This window comes from Achromobacter marplatensis, from assembly GCF_002209535.1.
Classification (GTDB): Bacteria; Pseudomonadota; Gammaproteobacteria; order Burkholderiales; family Burkholderiaceae_B; genus Achromobacter; species Achromobacter marplatensis.
Map to the genome: position 1 here is coordinate 18,412 of NZ_NJIG01000010.1, position 14,557 is coordinate 32,968.

Consider the following 14,557-nt stretch of genomic DNA (forward strand, 5'->3'; position numbering starts at 1 on the left):
CTTACATCGCGGCGAAAACCTTTTCGGCGATGTCCAGGGTGGACTTGATCACGGCGTCGTCGTGCGTGGCCGAGACGAAGCCCGCTTCGAATGCGGACGGCGCGAAATGCACGCCGTGGTCCAGCATGGCGTGGAAGAAGCGGTTGAACGCCGCCGTGTCGCACTGCGAGACTTCTGCGAACGAGGTGGGCACCTGGTTGCTGAAATAGATGCCGAACATGCCGCCCACGGAGTCGGCCGAGAAGGCCAGGCCGGCGGCGCGGGCGCGCTCTTGCAGGCCTTGGGCCAGCTTGGCCGTCTGGGCCGACAGCTTGTCGTAGAAGCCGGGCGCGGCGATCAGGCGCAGCGTGGCCAGGCCCGCGGCAACGGCGACGGGGTTGCCCGACAGCGTGCCCGCCTGGTACACGCCGCCCAGCGGGGCGATGTGCTTCATGACTTCGGCGCTGCCGCCGAAGGCGCCCACCGGCATGCCGCCGCCGATCACCTTGGCCAGCGTGGTGATGTCCGGCTTCACGCCGGTCAGGCCCTGCACGCCCTGCGGGCCCACGCGGAAACCGGTCATCACTTCGTCAAAAATCAGCAGCGCGCCATGCTGCGTGCAGACCTCGCGCAGGCCTTCCAGGAAACCCGCCGCCGGCTTGATCAGGTTCATGTTGCCGGCCACCGGCTCCACGATGATGCAGGCGATGTCGGCGCCGTGCTGGGCAAAAGCCTGGCGCACGGCGTCCAGGTTGTTGTATTCCAGGGTCAGCGTGTGCGACACGAATTCCGGCGGCACGCCCGCCGAACTGGGGTTGCCGAAGGTCAAGAGGCCCGAGCCGGCCTTGACCAGCAGGCTGTCCGAATGGCCGTGGTAGCAGCCTTCGAACTTCACGATCTTGGCGCGGCCCGTGGCGCCGCGCGCCAGGCGGATGGCCGTCATGGTGGCTTCGGTGCCCGAGCTGACCAGACGTACCTGCTCCAGCGAGGGTAGGCGCGCAATCAGCACTTCGGCCAGTTCGATCTCGGCTTCGGTCGGGGCGCCGAACGACAGGCCGTTGACGGCGGCTTCCTGCACCGCGCGCACCACTTCAGGGTGCGAGTGGCCCAGGATGGCCGGGCCCCAGGAGCCCACGTAATCGATGTACTGCTTGTCTTCCGCGTCCCACACGTACGGGCCTTGCGCGCGCTTGATGAAGCGCGGCGTGCCGCCCACGGAGCGGAATGCGCGCACAGGCGAGTTGACGCCGCCGGGGATGCTGCGGCAGGCGCGTTCGAAAAGCTGTTCGTTACGGGACATGGCGTTCAAGGCTTGCGGTTGAGGTTGGCGGAAAAGGGCGCGGAGCAGGCCGCTGCGGCGGCCCGGATGCTGGGCGCTTCGAAAAGCCCGGTGATGACGGCGATGGAATCGGCGCCCGCCTGGGCCAGCAGCGGCGCGTTGTCGGCGGTGATGCCGCCGATGGCGACCACCGCGGGCCGGGGCGCGTCGCGCTCTTCGACCAGGCGGCGGGCTTCGGTCAGCACCGACAGCGGCGCGCGCACGGTGTCCGGCTTGACGGTGGAGGCGAACATCGCGCCGAAGGCGATGTAGTCGGCGCCGGCATCCAGCAGTTCGCGGGCACGGACCAGATCGTCGTAGCTGGAGCCGCCCAGGATCAGATCGGGGCCGGCTTCGGCGCGGATGCGCGCCAGGCTTTCGTCTTCGCGGCCCACGTGCGCGCCGTCGGCGCCGACCTCCAGCGCCAGGCGCCAGTCGTCATTGATCAGGAATACCACGCCCAGTTCGCGGCACAGGGGCGCCAGTGCACGCGCCTGTTCGGCGCGCACCGAGTCGGGCACGTTCTTGCGGCGCAGCTGCAGCGAACGCATGCCGCCGTCGGCGGCTTTGCGCACGGCCTGCATCAGGCGTTCGGTATCGTCCCATTCAGGGGTGACGCCATACAGGCCGGCGGGAAAACGCAGCGGTTTCATTGCGGTTGGATCCGGTTGGGAATGCGCCGGCCCATGCCCGGCAGGAAGCTGGCGGCGACCGAGGCGTCGGCATGCGCCAGGCCCTGGCGCACGGCTTCGGGCATTTCCAGCCCGCGGGCCAGCATGGCGGTGATGGCGGTGGCGGCCAGGCCGCCGGCGTCGCCGTTGCGGTCCGGGGGCGTTTGCCACGGCCAGGTGTGGGTCTGGCCGCTGGGGCCCAGCAACACGTTGGCGTAATGGCCGGGCCGCTGCGGGCTGCCCAGCACCAGGACCCATTCGGCGCCGGCCGCCACCAGGGCGTGCATGGGCGTCGGTGCGTCCCCGATATCGATGTCGCCGTCGGCGTGCCACTGCGCCAGGCGCAGGTGCTCGATGACCAGCAGGTCGGTCTGCGGCAACACCAGTTCCAGCGTGGCAGCCAACAGATCGTCGGCATCGTCCTCGTCCGCGGCGTCCGCCGGCAAGGGGGCGCGCTGGCCCAGGTGCAGCACCAGCGGCACCTGGCTGTAGTCGGCGGCGACCTGGGCGGCAACGCTTGCCGTTTCAGCGGTGTATAGTCCGCCCACCTTGATGGCCTGCACGGACATGTCTTCCAGCAGGCAGCGGGCCTGGTCGTCCAGCAGGTCGGGCGAAACAGGATGGATTTCTTCGATGCCGGCAGTGTCCTGCACGGTCAGCGCGGTCACGGCCGCCAGGCCATGACAGCCCAGGCGGGCGCAGGTGACGGCATCCGCGGGCAAGCCGTCGGATCCCGAGGGATCGAGCGGGCCGAAGACCAAAACGAGAGGGGGAGTAACGGGGGCCACGTGGACAGCGCTTGAGTGAGGGTACCCGGACTCATTTTGAGGTGAATCAGGGGAACCCCTATTGGGTTTCGGTAAGATTGTCCCCATTCTAATGGAAGCCCCCCACCTTTGCCCCGCCACGGGGACCACGGTCGGGAATTGATGTAAGAGAGAACTATGCGTACTTGGATGTGTCTGATTTGTGGCTGGGTCTATGACGAAGAGGCCGGCCTGCCCGACGAAGGTATTGCTCCCGGCACCCGCTGGGAAGATGTGCCGCCGAACTGGGTCTGTCCTGAATGCGGCGCCCGCAAAGAGGACTTTGAATTGATGGAAATCTGAACTCGATCCGCTGACCTATTCCGCCAGGGCTCGTAAGATGGGGCAAGCCCCCATCCCTCGTAACCGCAGGACGGTCTGCCGCCAGGCAAGCAGGGCCGCGCATGACGCGCGCCCCGTCCACGGTTCTTTCAGACTACCCATGAAGGGGTTGCCATGACGGAAAAACACCACGAAGCCGCCTCGACGCAGGCGGCCAACTTTGCCAACCAGTTCCTGATCGCCATGCCGGGCATGGTCGAAGGCAGCCTGGCCGGTTCTGTCATCTACGTATGCGAACACACCGAGCGCGGCGCGCTGGGCCTGGTCATCAACCGGCCCACCGACCTGACGCTGGGCACCCTGTTCGAGCGCATTGAACTGACGCTTGAGATCGGCCCGGTCAAGGACACGCTGGTTTTCTTTGGCGGCCCGGTGCAGACCGACCGCGGCTTTGTGCTGCACGCGCCTGCGGGCGACTACAGCTCCAGCATCAAGATGGGCGCGATGGCGCTGACGACCTCGCGCGACGTGCTGCAGGCCGTGGCCGACGGCAACGGGCCCGCCCGGATGCTGGTCACGCTGGGGTATGCCGGCTGGGGCGCAGGCCAGCTGGAAAGCGAAATGGGCCAGAACGCCTGGCTTAGCGTCGGCGCCGACGACCACATCATTTTCGACGTGCCTCCGGAAGACCGTTACCCTGCCGCCTTGAAGCTGCTCGGCATCGATCCGGTCATGCTGGCGGGCGACGCGGGCCATGCCTGAAGAGACGCTGCTTGCCTTTGACTTCGGCGAAAAGAAGATCGGCATTGCTATCGGCAACACGCTGACGCGCCAGGCGCGTCCGCTGGAAATCATCTTCAGCGAAATCCGCGACGCGCGTTTCAACCGCATCGCGGCGCTGCTGCAGGAATGGCAGCCACATCGCGTGGTCGTGGGGCTGGCGCTGGATGCCGATGGCGGCGAACAGCCCGCCACCGCGCGTTGCCGGCGCTTTGCCAACCAGCTGCATGGCCGCTTCGGCGTGGCCGTTGAACTGGTGGACGAACGTGGCTCCAGCATGGAGGCCCAGCGCCTGCTGGGCACGCATGCGGCCGATGACGCGATGGCCGCGGCTGTTATCCTGCAACGATACTTGGACACCCTGCCTGCGTCCTGAAGCACGCGGCCCGGCCTGCCTATGCTCAATCCGCAACTTGATCGCCGCGGCGAACTCATTCATCTGCTGACAACGGAAGGGTTGCCGCGACGCCACGTCGAGCGCCTGCTCGAGGCGGCCCGCACGTGGGCCGCGGGCGAGGCGCCGATCGCCACGCCGCAGCCCGTATTCCTTTCCCTGCCCGACGACCCAGCCTGCCGCGACGCCTACGCCGACGCGGCCACGCTGCTGTCCCTGCTGCCTGTCGTCCTGGATAAGCAAGACGCCGGCGCCGAGCCGGGCGATGCGCTGGCCCAGACCGTATCAGGCCTGGCGCCGGGCATCCTGGTGCTGCGCCATGCGGCCAGCGGCGCGGCGCATTGCGCGGCCGCCCAGGCGGCGCCGGGGCTGCATGTCGTCAATGCCGGCGACGGCCAGCATGCGGACCCGCTGCCGGCCCTGGCATTGCTCCAGGCGATGCAGGACATCAAGCAAGACCTGACGAACCTGGCCGTGACGCTGGTGGGCGACGTTCGCCATTCGCCGGTGGCGCGTTCGGTCATCCACGCGATGACGACGCTGGGCGTGCCCGAAGTGCGCGCCGTCGCGCCGCGCACGCTCTTGCCGGACAGCCTGCCGCAATTGGGCGTGCGCGCCTGCGCCAGCCTGCACGAAGGCCTGCAGGGTGCCGACGTGGTCATCGTGCTGCCCCTGGGCGTTGAACGGATCAGCGGCGCGCTGCTGCCGTCGGCCCGGGAATACGCCCAGGCCTATGGCGTGACGCCCGCCACGCTGGCGGCCGCCAGGCCCGATGTGCTGCTGCTGCCCGCCGGCGCGTTGACGCCCGGCGTGGAAGTGGATGGCGACGTGGCCGCCAGCCTGCCGCCCATCGAAGCCCGATTGGCCGGCTTGCTGCAACATTTGCGCCTGGCCGCCTTGGGCGTGCTGGCCGGAGACGCGCCATGAGGCTGCACATCGCCAACGGCCGCCTGATCGATCCCGCCAACGGCGTGGACGGGCGGCACGATATTTACACGGCCGACGGCCACGTGGTGGCCGTGGGGGCGGCGCCGGACGGCTTCCAGGCCGACCGCGTGCTGGATGCCGACGGGCTGGCCGTGCTGCCGGGCCTGGTCGATTTGTCGGCCCGGGTCTTGCAGCCCGCAGGGGCGGGCAGTATGGCCACGGGTTCCGCGTTTGCGCCCGCCGAGTTGCGCGCGGCGCTTGCCGGTGGCGTGACCCGCCTGGTGTTGCCGCCGGATGCCGATGCCGCGCTGGACGAGCCGGGCAAGGTCGACGCGCTGATGCGTCAGGCCGACGCCGGCACGGTCCGTGTTCACCCTCTGGGCGCGATGACGGTGGGTCTTGCCGGCGAGACGCTGGCGGAAATGGGCCTGCTCTCCCAGGCGGGCTGCATCGCCTTTGCCCAGGGCGAGCACGGCATTGCCGATACGCGGGTGCTGTGGGGCGCCATGCGCTACGCCAGTGGCATGGACCGCACGTTGTGGCTGCGTCCGCAGGATCCCTGGCTGGCGCGCGGCACGGTCGCGGCCAGCGGCGCCTACGCCGAGCGCCTGGGGCTGGAAGGCCTGCCGCCGCAAGCGGAAACGGTGGCGCTGCAAACGATCTTCGAACTTCAGCGCGCTACCGGCGCCCGCGTGCACCTGACCCGGCTGTCCACGGCGGCGGGGCTGGAACTGCTGCGCGCGGCCAAGCGCGAAGGGCTGCCCGTCACCGCTGACGTGTCGGCCCACAACCTGCACCTGACCGACGTCGACATCGGCTTTTTCGATACGAATTTCCATCTGTCGCCGCCGCTGCGCGGCCAACGCGACCGCGATGCCATCCACACGGCGCTGGCCGAGGGGCTGGTCGACGCCTTGTGTTCGGATCACACGCCGGTCGACAGCCAAGCCAAGGCGGTGCCGTTCCCGGCCTCCGCGCCGGGCGCGACGGCGCTGGAACTGCTGCTGTCGCTGACGCTGAAGTGGGTGCGCGACCGTCGCTGCCCGCTGATCGACGCGCTGGCCCGCGTGACATCGGGCCCGGGCGCCGTGCTCGGCCGCATGACGCCGGACGCCGCGCGGGCGGGCCAATTGGGCGTGGGCGCGCCGGCGGACCTGTGCCTGGCCGACCTGGACGCCGAATGGCTGGTGATGCCGGCAGCGCTGCAAAGCCGCAGCGCCCACACCCCGTTCGCGGGTATGATGCTGCCCGGTCGGGTACGCGCCACCGTGGTCGGTGGCCGGCTGGCCTGGGAGACTTCAGTTTGAAGCTGCTGCGCTTTGTCCTACGGCTGGCACTGGTGCTGCCCTTGATTGTTTTCGGCCTGTTTTGCGTGGGAGCGGTCTACCCGTTTCTTCGACCCCAATCCCGAGCCTGGTTGAACCGCACCTGGTCGCGGGCATTGATGGCGGCCTGTGGGCTGCGGGTCGTCTTCAAAGGCGAACCGCGCATGACGGGGCCCGTGCTGCTGGTGGCGAACCATGTTTCCTGGATCGACATCTTCGTCCTGAATTCCGCGCGCGCGACGTCTTTCGTGGCCAAGAGCGAAATCCGCAGCTGGCCGGTGATCGGCTGGCTGGTGGCGGGCGCAGGCACGCTGTTCATCGAACGCGGCCAACGCCACGCAGTGCATGCCATGGGGGAGTCGATGCAGGCCCGCTTCAAGCAGGGCGATGCGGTGGGACTGTTCCCCGAAGGCACGACGACCGAAGGCTTCGACCTGCTTCCTTTCCACGCCAGCCTGTTCGAACCGGCGCGTTCGGCGGCGGTGGAAATCCAACCCGTCGCGTTGCGGTTTTTGCGTGACGGCAAACGGGACGGCTTCGCCGCGTTCGTCGGCGAAGAAAGCCTGGTGGCGAATCTGTGGCGGGTCATGGGGACGACGGGACTGTCAGTCGAGGTGGTGTTTTTGCCTGCGCTGGCGGCAAGACAGCCTGATGGGAGTTTGCCTACTCGGCTGGAGTTGTCGCATCAGGCGCGGGATGCGATTCTTGGGGTGCTTGCTTAGGTTTTTTTTGGCGGTTTGTTGTGCTTCGTAGGTCGCCCGTCGGCGGTGTCGGCATGACGGCGCGCGCCCACGATTGCGGTCCGGAGCGTTCGCTCCGGACTGCCCCTTCCTCATCCTCGTCCGCCTTCGGCTCCCTTCGGATTCCCTCGGGCGCATCAAGGTTGCGCGCCGTCATGCCGACACCGCCGACGAGCTGCCGCCGTCTGGGCCTGGGGCGCTGCTAGATCCTCGATTAATGACGAGTGCTGCGTTGCCCGCCGAATTGCAGCCGCGCGGGCGGCTGCAATTGGCATACGTGGTGTGAGGCGTCGGGGCTGTGGCCGCTTGCGCGCTTGCCAGGAATTGTTTGCTAATGACCTCGCAGTCACTGGGTGGGGTGGAGCGACGGGTGGCGCGCGGCAGGTAGCCGCTTGCTGTTTGAGACCTGTGCGCGCGCCACCCGTCTAATGGGGAGACTGTCGTGTGGTGAGGCACGGTCTTTGTCATGTATTGGGCGCTTGCGCATGCGCGCAAACCCATCTGTTGGCGTGCATCGATGATGGGTTCCGTGCGGCAGACACCCGTGTGCTTGTGTCGACCGGAACGCACTCCACCCATCCTACGAAGGTGAACGACGCCGCCACCCACATCAATCGCCTACGTAGGATGGGTGGAGCGCGGCAAATCCGTCATAAAAACGGGAACGTCCATCGCGCGCAACCCATCATGGTCACTCAACGGCGATAGGGTCTACATGCGACACGCAACCAGCATCCTCACGACGCAAGACGATGCGTAAGCTCCCAAAGGCCGCCCGCGCGGCCGGCCGGGAGCGGGCCCCGCAAGATCCTCCACCAATCAAAACTGTTGGCGAGAACCCTAAGCACACCGCTCTACCCAGCTGACGTGAAATTGCCGCTGGCAGAGCCCTTCGTGGCGGTCCCCCGGGGTGTGCGGGGAGTCGATAAGCCCGAGGGAATCTGAAGGCAGTTGCCGTAGGCAACAACGAAGATGACGAAGGGGGGGGCCGCCGAGGCACGTCCGGAGCGAAGGCTCCGGACCGCAATCGTTGACCCGCACACCCCGGGGGACCGCTGCGAAGGGCGTCTCAAGAACCCCCCACCCGTCAATCACGCAAACACCCCTCCTACTGCCACCCCCCAGAAAACTCACAACAACTCTCCGCCAGTTCCGCCACGCTTTCACAAAACGCCACGTCCGCGTCTCGCCGGAACATCGCGCTGTACATCGATTGCGGCGGCGCCGTGCTGGTTCTTGCAATCACCAGCTGCCGCTTGCTCACCATATCCGCGAAGTAATCCCTTGGCAGGCAACTCACTCCGAAACCGGCCGCGGTCAGGCCTGCCATTGCGATCAGGCTGTTGATCGTGAAGATGTTGCTGGCCGGCGTGTGCGGGCGCAGCCAGCCGTCGTAGATCATGTTCAAGCCGGACTCGCGGCTTTGGCGCAGCAAGGGCAGGCGCGCGATGTCGGCGGGCGTGTAGATGCGGCTGGCGTCGATCATGTCGGGGCTGCCCATCCAGGCGAACTCCAGGCGTTGCAGCGCCACCACCTGCAAGTTCGGTTCGGCGAATTCGCCGTGCAGGAACGCCATGTCCAGCTGGCCGGCCTGCAGGCGCTTGAGCAGGTCGGCGCCCAGGTCGATGTGCGGCTCCAGCGTGATGCGCGGATAGTGGGCGCGCAGCAGGCGGATGAGGGCGGGCAGCCAGGTCATTGCCGTGATCTCGGTAATGCCGAAACGGAACGTGCCGGTCAGCGTGTGCTGGCCTTTCAGGCGGACCAGCAGGCGGTCGCGGTGGCCCAGCATCTCTTCGGCCAGTGCATAGACTTCGTGGCCACGCGCGGTCAGTTCGGCGCGGTGGCCGGAGCGGTCGAAGAGGGCCACGTCGAAGTCCGCCTCCAGCTCCTGGATGCGCTTGGTGATGGCCGATTGCGTGGTGTGCAGCTTCTGTGCGGACGCCGAAAACGTGCCCAGCCGGACGGTCCAGTACAGGGCCTCGATTTGTTTGAAAGTCAGCATGCGGCGGGTCCGCCCAAGGTCAGGTTCATTCCGAAATTTCGCTAAGGGCTAACCCTTATATTCCTAAAAGCGATGAGGTTCGTGGAAATTTAATCCCTTTTTCCCAAACCGAAAAGCTCGCACCATGCGATCTGATTCATCTCCCGCCTGGCCGGGGCCTGGACAGGGTTCCGGGCTTGCGGCGGCTTTCGACTCAGGAATTTGCAGATCGTCATGGCCACTATCCTTACCGGCGCACGCCAATTGCCGGCTTCCCCCGTTGCTCCCGCCGCCATCCTTGAAGCGCTGGCTGGTATCGTCACGCCCCACCTCAGCGACAACCTCGCGCGCCGCGAAGGTATCTCTGGCCTGCGCCGCTACAACGGACGCGGCAAGCTGGTGGGCACCGCGCTGACGGTGAAGACCCGTCCGGGCGACAACCTGATGATCTACAAGGCGATGATGCAGATCCAGCCCGGCCACGTGCTGGTGGTGGATGCGGGCGGCGACCTGTCCAACGCCGTGCTGGGCGAGATCATGAAGCGCTACCTGCAGATCCACGGCTGCGCCGGCGTCGTCGTTGATGGCGCCATCCGTGACGTGGCCGCGTTCGAAGCCGACAGCTTTCCCTGCTATGCGCGTGGCCATATCCACCGCGGTCCCTACAAGGACGGCCCGGGCGAAGTCAACGTGCCCGTGTCCATCGGCGGCCAGGTCATCCAGCCTGGCGACATCCTGGTGGGCGACGAAGACGGCCTGGTCAGCTTTCCCGCCAGCGACGCGGAAAGCCTGATCGCCGCGGCGCACGCGCATGCCGCCAAGGAAGAACGCATCATGGCCGAGATCGCGGGAGGCGACCGGACGCAAAGCTGGATGCAGGCCGCGTTTGCCGCCAAGGGGCTGGCATGAGCGCCGTAGTCCCCGAATTCCTGGCCGACCGCGCCCGGGCCATCAAGCCGTCGCCCAGCATGGCGGCCAAGACGCGCGTTGACCAGTTGCGCGCCCAGGGCCGCGACATCATCGACTTCACGGTGGGCGAACCCGACCTGCCCACGCCCGCCCACATCGTGCAGGCCGGCATCGACACGCTCAACAGCGGCGACATCCGCTACACGGCCTCCGCCGGCGCCAAGCCGCTGCTGGAAGCCGTGCGCGCCAAGTTCCAGCGCGAAAACGGCCTGGACTACGGGTTGGACGAACTGATCGTTGGCGTGGGCGCCAAGCAGTTGATTTTCACCGCGCTGGCCGCCACCGTGCAGGCCGGCGACGAAGTCATCATCCCCGCGCCGTACTGGGTGTCGTACCCGGACATGGTGCTGGTCAACGACGGCACGCCCGTCGTGGTGGCTTGCCCGGAGGCCGACGGCTTCAAGCTCACGCCGCAGGCGCTGGAAGCGGCCATCACGCCGCGCACGAAGTGGGTGCTGCTGAATACGCCCAGCAATCCCACCGGCGCGATGTACGGCGCAGACGAACTGCGCGCGCTGGGCGAGGTGCTGGCGCGCCATCCGCATGTCTGGCTGATGACCGACGAGATCTACGAGCATCTGGCTTACGGCCAGGCGCGCCACGCATCGCCCGCCGCCGTGGTGCCGGCGCTGGCCGCCCGCACGCTCACGATCAATGGCGTGTCCAAGGCCTATGCGATGACGGGCTGGCGCCTGGGCTATGCCGGCGGTCCCAAGCCGCTGATCAAGGCCATGGCGACGCTGATCTCGCAAAGCACCAGCTGCGTCAGCGCCATCAGCCAGTCGGCCGCGCGCGTGGCGCTGACCGCCGACCAGCGTTGCGTGAGCGATGCCGCGGCCATTTTCCATCAGCGCCGCGACCGCATCGTCTCGTTGCTGAACGCCGTGCCGGGCATCCGTTGCCCGCAACCGCAGGGCGCGTTCTATGTCTATCCGTCGGTCGACGGCCTGCTGGGTAAGCGCACGCCGGCCGGCCGCTTGCTGGCCAATGACCTGGACGTGGTGATGTTCCTGCTGGACGAGGCGGGCGTCGCGGTGCTGGACGGCGCGGCCTATGGCCTGTCGCCCTATTTGCGGCTGAGCTTCGCCACGTCCATGGAAAACATCGAAGAAGGCTGCCGCCGCATCCATGAGGCGTGCGCGGCCTTGCGTTGACGCGCAGGTTTTGCGGGCAGCACCCATACCTATACTCCAAGGGGAAATACCATGAAGACCACCATCGCCACTTTCGTTGCCGCCGTCGGCCTTGCCGCCACGCTGGCGCCCGCCGCGCATGCGGACACCGTGCAGGACATCAAGGCCCGTGGCAAATTCATCTGCGGCACCATGGGCACGGCCGAGCCCTTCAGCTTCCAGGACCCCAAGACCCGCGCCGTCGTGGGCTATGAGGTCGACATGTGCCAGGCCATTGCCGACAGCCTGGGCGTGCCGCTGGAATTGAAGCTGATCGCGGTCGAAGCCCGCATCCCTGAACTGATCGCCGGCCGCGTCGACGTGGTGGCGGCCAACCTGGGCTGGAGCCCGGAGCGCGCGCAGCAGATCGATTACTCACACCAGCACTTCGTGAGCCTGCAGAAGATCCTGGCGCGCGATTCGGAAAAGGACTTGAAGGCGCCCGCTGATCTTGCCGGCAAGCGCGTCAGCGCCGTGCGCGGCTCGTCGTCGGAGCAGGGCGCGCGCAAGAACATCCCCAATGTCGAGCCCGTGACCTTCAAGGATCCCAGCGGCGCGTTCCTGGCATTGCAACAGGGCAAGGTCAGCGGCTTCGTGGGGTCTGAGCTGATGCTGGTGAAGCTCAAGCAACAGGCGTCGGCAAGCGCGGTGCCGGTCAAGATCCTGGAGCCGGCGCTGTTCGTCGAGCCTTGGGGCATGGGCGTGCGCAAGGGCGACACCGCCATGCTGGCCCAGGTGAACAAGGTGCTGGACGGCATGGAGGCATCGGGTGAGGCCACCAAGACGTTCGACAAGTGGTTCGGCGCGGGCACGCAGTTCAACATGAAGCGCGATTTCCGCATCGAAGCCATCAAGGGTTGACGCGCCGCGCGCGCTGGAGCCTGTCTCGATGCATTACGTTTTCGACTTCAGCGCCATTTTCCAGGGCGAGTATCCGTCATGGCTGCTCAGGGGGTTCATCACCACCCTGGCGCTGGCCGGACTGGCCTGGATTCTGGCGTTCTTCGTGGGCAGCCTGCTGGCGGTGATCCGCCTGACGGGCTCGCCCGTAGCCAACGCGGTGATCGCGGTGTACGTCGCGTTCCACCGCAACGTGCCCATGCTGGTGCACATCCTCTTCTGGTACTTCGGCGTGCCGGCGCTGCTGCCGCAATTCGCGACCGACTGGCTCAACAGCCACGGCAGTGAATTCATCATGTCGTGCATCGCGATCTCGCTGGTGATGTCGGCCTATATCTGCGAAGACCTGCGCAGTGCCGTGCGGGGCATCCCGCCGGGGCAGGTCGAGGCGTCGCGGGCGCTGGGCCTGAGCTTTCTGCAGACCATGCGCAAGGTCATCTTGCCGCAGGCCTTCCGCATCGCGATTCCGCCGTTGCTGAACCAGACCCTGCTGCTGTTGAAGAACACCAGCCTGGCGATGGCGATCGGCGTGACGGAACTGACTGCCGCGGGGCGCGAGGTCGAGAACTACACGTTCCGCACCTTCGAGGCCTATGCCGTGGTGACGGTCATCTATCTGGTGCTGTCGTTCATCATCATGGGGGGCGGGGCGCTCTTGCAACGACGTTACCGTCCGCTGGGGGCGCGCTGACATGTGGGACATACTGAAAGACAACTGGCTGCTGCTGCTGATCGGGCAGTACCCGCACGGGCCGGTGGGCGGCCTGGTCGCCACCTTGGGCCTGGCCGCGATCAGCCTGGCCCTGGCGCTGCCCTGCGGCGTGCTGCTGGCGCTGGGCCGCATCAGCCCCTACCGCATCTTCTACTGGCCGTCCTCGGCGGTGGTCTACCTGGTGCGCGGCCTGCCGCTTCTGATGTTCATCTTCTGGGCGTATTTCTTCGTGCCGCTCATCATCGGCCGCCCCGTCGCGGGCACCACGACGATGGTGGTGGCGCTGGTCTGCTACGAGAGCGCGTACCTGGCCGAGATCATCCGCGCCGGCATCCAGGCGCTGCCCCCCGGCCAGCAGGAGGCCAGCCGCGCGCTGGGCCTGTCGTACCTGCAGACGATGCGGCGCGTGATCCTGCCGCAGGCGCTCTACAACATGCTGCCCAGCATGCTGAGCCAGTTCGTGTCGACGGTGAAGGAGACGTCGCTGGCCTATGTGATCAGCGTGCAGGAACTGACTTATGCCGCGAACCAGATCAACAGCGTGCTGCTGACCAAGCCGTTCGAAGTGTTCGGCTTGCTGGCGATGACCTATTTCATCCTGAATTTTGGCCTGAGTTCATTGGTGCACCTGACCGAACGACGTATCGGCAGACGGCGCGCCGGGCTCACGGCCACCCCTAAAGTGGTGCCGACATGATCCGATTTTCCCAAGTGCAGAAGTGGTACGGCGAATACCAGGCGCTGGCCGATGTGACCGAGCAAGTGACGCAAGGCGAGGTCGTGGTGGTGTGCGGCCCGTCCGGTTCCGGCAAGTCCACCCTGATCCGCACCGTCAACCGCCTGGAGCCCATCCAGAAGGGCGTGATCGAGGTCAACGGCCAGGACATCTACGGCCCCAAGGTCCACCTGGACCAGTTGCGCAGCCACATCGGTTTCGTGTTCCAGCAGTTCAACCTGTTCCCGCATCTGTCGGTGCTGGAAAACCTGATGCTGGCCCCGCTGCAACTCAAACGCGCCCGCCGCCCCGAAGCCCGCGACCGCGCGATGCAGCTGCTGGAGCGCGTCGGCCTGGCGCACAAGGCCGACGCCTATCCGACCCAGCTGTCAGGCGGCCAGCAGCAACGCGTGGCCATCGCGCGCGCCTTGGCGATGAACCCGCCGGTGATGCTGTTCGACGAGCCGACCAGTGCGCTCGACCCGGAAATGGTGGGGGAAGTGCTTCAGGTGATGAAGGGCTTGGCAAAGGACGGCATGACGATGGTGTGCGTGACGCACGAAATGGGATTCGCGCGAGAAGTCGCGGATCGGGTGTGGTTCATGGATGCCGGGAGGATTGTGGAGACGGGGACGCCGGAGGGGTTCTTCAGTCGACCGGGGACGGCGCGGGCGCAGAAGTTCTTGGCCGAGATTCGGCATTAAGGGTGGTTTTTTTGCGGGCGGTTGGGGCTTCTTAAGACGCCCGTCGCGTGGGGGGCCTGGGGTGCGCGGGGCAACGATTGCGGTCCGGAGCCTTCGCTCCGGACTCCCCCTTCGTCATCTTCGTCACGGCCTTCGGCCGTTCCTTCAGATTCCCTCGGGCTTATCGACGCCCCGCGCACCCC

General features: G+C 66.9%; 16 protein-coding genes. 12 read left to right on the forward strand and 4 right to left on the reverse strand.

The window, feature by feature from the left end:
* Nucleotide 1: 1 nt before the first annotated feature.
* The 3 genes from hemL to CEY09_RS21890 are packed head-to-tail and all read right to left on the reverse strand — an operon-like array spanning nt 2 to nt 2,756.
* The gene (hemL, locus tag CEY09_RS21880; RefSeq protein ID WP_006226625.1) at nt 2-1,279 is read right to left on the reverse strand and encodes a glutamate-1-semialdehyde 2,1-aminomutase; all 1,278 of its coding nucleotides are present in this window, start codon (nt 1,277-1,279) and stop codon (nt 2-4) included.
* Between the two features lie 5 nt (nt 1,280-1,284).
* Nucleotides 1,285-1,950, reverse strand: coding sequence for a thiamine phosphate synthase (thiE, locus tag CEY09_RS21885; protein WP_088590263.1), 666 nt, complete (start codon nt 1,948-1,950; stop codon nt 1,285-1,287).
* Nucleotides 1,947-2,756 carry a hydroxymethylpyrimidine/phosphomethylpyrimidine kinase gene (locus CEY09_RS21890; protein WP_085946971.1) on the reverse strand — a complete coding sequence of 270 codons (810 nt, stop codon included), beginning with the start codon at nt 2,754-2,756 and terminating at the stop codon, nt 1,947-1,949. The genes thiE and CEY09_RS21890 overlap by 4 nt, the downstream gene beginning before the upstream one ends.
* Before the next feature lie 156 nt (nt 2,757-2,912).
* On the opposite strand from CEY09_RS21890, the gene CEY09_RS21895 reads away from it, so the two are divergent.
* The 6 genes from CEY09_RS21895 (at nt 2,913) to CEY09_RS21920 (ending at nt 7,204) form a co-directional block, all read left to right on the forward strand.
* Entirely contained in the window at nt 2,913-3,077 is a 165-nt protein-coding gene (locus tag CEY09_RS21895; protein ID WP_003814980.1) for a rubredoxin, read from the forward strand.
* Between the two features lie 153 nt (nt 3,078-3,230).
* Nucleotides 3,231-3,818 (forward strand): YqgE/AlgH family protein, encoded by a 588-nt coding sequence (locus tag CEY09_RS21900; RefSeq protein ID WP_006226628.1) that lies wholly within the window; start codon nt 3,231-3,233, stop codon nt 3,816-3,818.
* The gene (ruvX, locus tag CEY09_RS21905) at nt 3,811-4,212 is read left to right on the forward strand and encodes a Holliday junction resolvase RuvX (RefSeq protein WP_006226629.1); all 402 of its coding nucleotides are present in this window, start codon (nt 3,811-3,813) and stop codon (nt 4,210-4,212) included. The genes CEY09_RS21900 and ruvX overlap by 8 nt, the downstream gene beginning before the upstream one ends.
* Nucleotides 4,213-4,233: 21 nt before the next feature.
* Complete coding sequence (locus tag CEY09_RS21910; protein ID WP_088590264.1) at nt 4,234-5,157, forward strand: aspartate carbamoyltransferase; 924 nt, start codon at nt 4,234-4,236, stop codon at nt 5,155-5,157.
* Nucleotides 5,154-6,464: a dihydroorotase gene (locus CEY09_RS21915; RefSeq protein ID WP_088590265.1), complete on the forward strand. Its 1,311-nt coding sequence runs from the start codon at nt 5,154-5,156 to the stop codon at nt 6,462-6,464. Before CEY09_RS21910 ends, CEY09_RS21915 begins: the two co-directional genes overlap by 4 nt.
* Entirely contained in the window at nt 6,461-7,204 is a 744-nt protein-coding gene (locus CEY09_RS21920) for a lysophospholipid acyltransferase family protein (RefSeq protein ID WP_088590266.1), read from the forward strand. The genes CEY09_RS21915 and CEY09_RS21920 overlap by 4 nt, the downstream gene beginning before the upstream one ends.
* Before the next feature lie 1,126 nt (nt 7,205-8,330).
* On the opposite strand, the gene CEY09_RS21925 is transcribed toward CEY09_RS21920, so the two are convergent.
* A complete protein-coding gene (locus CEY09_RS21925) occupies nt 8,331-9,224 on the reverse strand; it encodes a LysR family transcriptional regulator (RefSeq protein ID WP_088590267.1) in 894 nt (297 codons plus the stop codon).
* A gap of 213 nt (nt 9,225-9,437) precedes the next feature.
* Here CEY09_RS21925 and CEY09_RS21930 point away from each other — a divergent pair, with 213 nt between their 5' ends.
* The 6 genes from CEY09_RS21930 to CEY09_RS21955 are packed head-to-tail and all read left to right on the forward strand — an operon-like array spanning nt 9,438 to nt 14,375.
* The gene (locus tag CEY09_RS21930) at nt 9,438-10,112 is read left to right on the forward strand and encodes an RraA family protein (protein ID WP_006226634.1); all 675 of its coding nucleotides are present in this window, start codon (nt 9,438-9,440) and stop codon (nt 10,110-10,112) included.
* Entirely contained in the window at nt 10,109-11,326 is a 1,218-nt protein-coding gene (locus CEY09_RS21935) for an aminotransferase class I/II-fold pyridoxal phosphate-dependent enzyme (protein ID WP_088590268.1), read from the forward strand. The genes CEY09_RS21930 and CEY09_RS21935 overlap by 4 nt, the downstream gene beginning before the upstream one ends.
* A 51-nt stretch (nt 11,327-11,377) precedes the next feature.
* A complete protein-coding gene (locus CEY09_RS21940) occupies nt 11,378-12,205 on the forward strand; it encodes an ABC transporter substrate-binding protein (protein WP_006226636.1) in 828 nt (275 codons plus the stop codon).
* Between the two features lie 28 nt (nt 12,206-12,233).
* Complete coding sequence (locus CEY09_RS21945) at nt 12,234-12,935, forward strand: amino acid ABC transporter permease (protein ID WP_006226637.1); 702 nt, start codon at nt 12,234-12,236, stop codon at nt 12,933-12,935.
* A 1-nt stretch (nt 12,936) separates the two neighbouring features.
* Nucleotides 12,937-13,653, forward strand: coding sequence for an amino acid ABC transporter permease (locus tag CEY09_RS21950; RefSeq protein WP_088590269.1), 717 nt, complete (start codon nt 12,937-12,939; stop codon nt 13,651-13,653).
* Nucleotides 13,650-14,375, forward strand: coding sequence for an amino acid ABC transporter ATP-binding protein (locus tag CEY09_RS21955; protein WP_088590270.1), 726 nt, complete (start codon nt 13,650-13,652; stop codon nt 14,373-14,375). The genes CEY09_RS21950 and CEY09_RS21955 overlap by 4 nt, the downstream gene beginning before the upstream one ends.
* Nucleotides 14,376-14,557: the final 182 nt, after the last annotated feature.

Bases quoted from the DNA above. Each gene is read 5' to 3' on its own strand.
- hemL (WP_006226625.1), bottom strand. From the start codon at position 1,279: ATGTCCCGTAACGAACAGCTTTTCGAACGCGCCTGCCGCAGCATCCCC.
- thiE (WP_088590263.1), bottom strand. From the start codon at position 1,950: ATGAAACCGCTGCGTTTTCCCGCCGGCCTGTATGGCGTCACCCCTGAA.
- CEY09_RS21895 (WP_003814980.1), top strand. From the start codon at position 2,913: ATGCGTACTTGGATGTGTCTGATTTGTGGCTGGGTCTATGACGAAGAG.
- CEY09_RS21900 (WP_006226628.1), top strand. From the start codon at position 3,231: ATGACGGAAAAACACCACGAAGCCGCCTCGACGCAGGCGGCCAACTTT.
- ruvX (WP_006226629.1), top strand. From the start codon at position 3,811: ATGCCTGAAGAGACGCTGCTTGCCTTTGACTTCGGCGAAAAGAAGATC.
- CEY09_RS21910 (WP_088590264.1), top strand. From the start codon at position 4,234: ATGCTCAATCCGCAACTTGATCGCCGCGGCGAACTCATTCATCTGCTG.
- CEY09_RS21915 (WP_088590265.1), top strand. From the start codon at position 5,154: ATGAGGCTGCACATCGCCAACGGCCGCCTGATCGATCCCGCCAACGGC.
- CEY09_RS21925 (WP_088590267.1), bottom strand. From the start codon at position 9,224: ATGCTGACTTTCAAACAAATCGAGGCCCTGTACTGGACCGTCCGGCTG.
- CEY09_RS21930 (WP_006226634.1), top strand. From the start codon at position 9,438: ATGGCCACTATCCTTACCGGCGCACGCCAATTGCCGGCTTCCCCCGTT.
- CEY09_RS21935 (WP_088590268.1), top strand. From the start codon at position 10,109: ATGAGCGCCGTAGTCCCCGAATTCCTGGCCGACCGCGCCCGGGCCATC.
- CEY09_RS21940 (WP_006226636.1), top strand. From the start codon at position 11,378: ATGAAGACCACCATCGCCACTTTCGTTGCCGCCGTCGGCCTTGCCGCC.
- CEY09_RS21945 (WP_006226637.1), top strand. From the start codon at position 12,234: ATGCATTACGTTTTCGACTTCAGCGCCATTTTCCAGGGCGAGTATCCG.
- CEY09_RS21950 (WP_088590269.1), top strand. From the start codon at position 12,937: ATGTGGGACATACTGAAAGACAACTGGCTGCTGCTGCTGATCGGGCAG.
- CEY09_RS21955 (WP_088590270.1), top strand. From the start codon at position 13,650: ATGATCCGATTTTCCCAAGTGCAGAAGTGGTACGGCGAATACCAGGCG.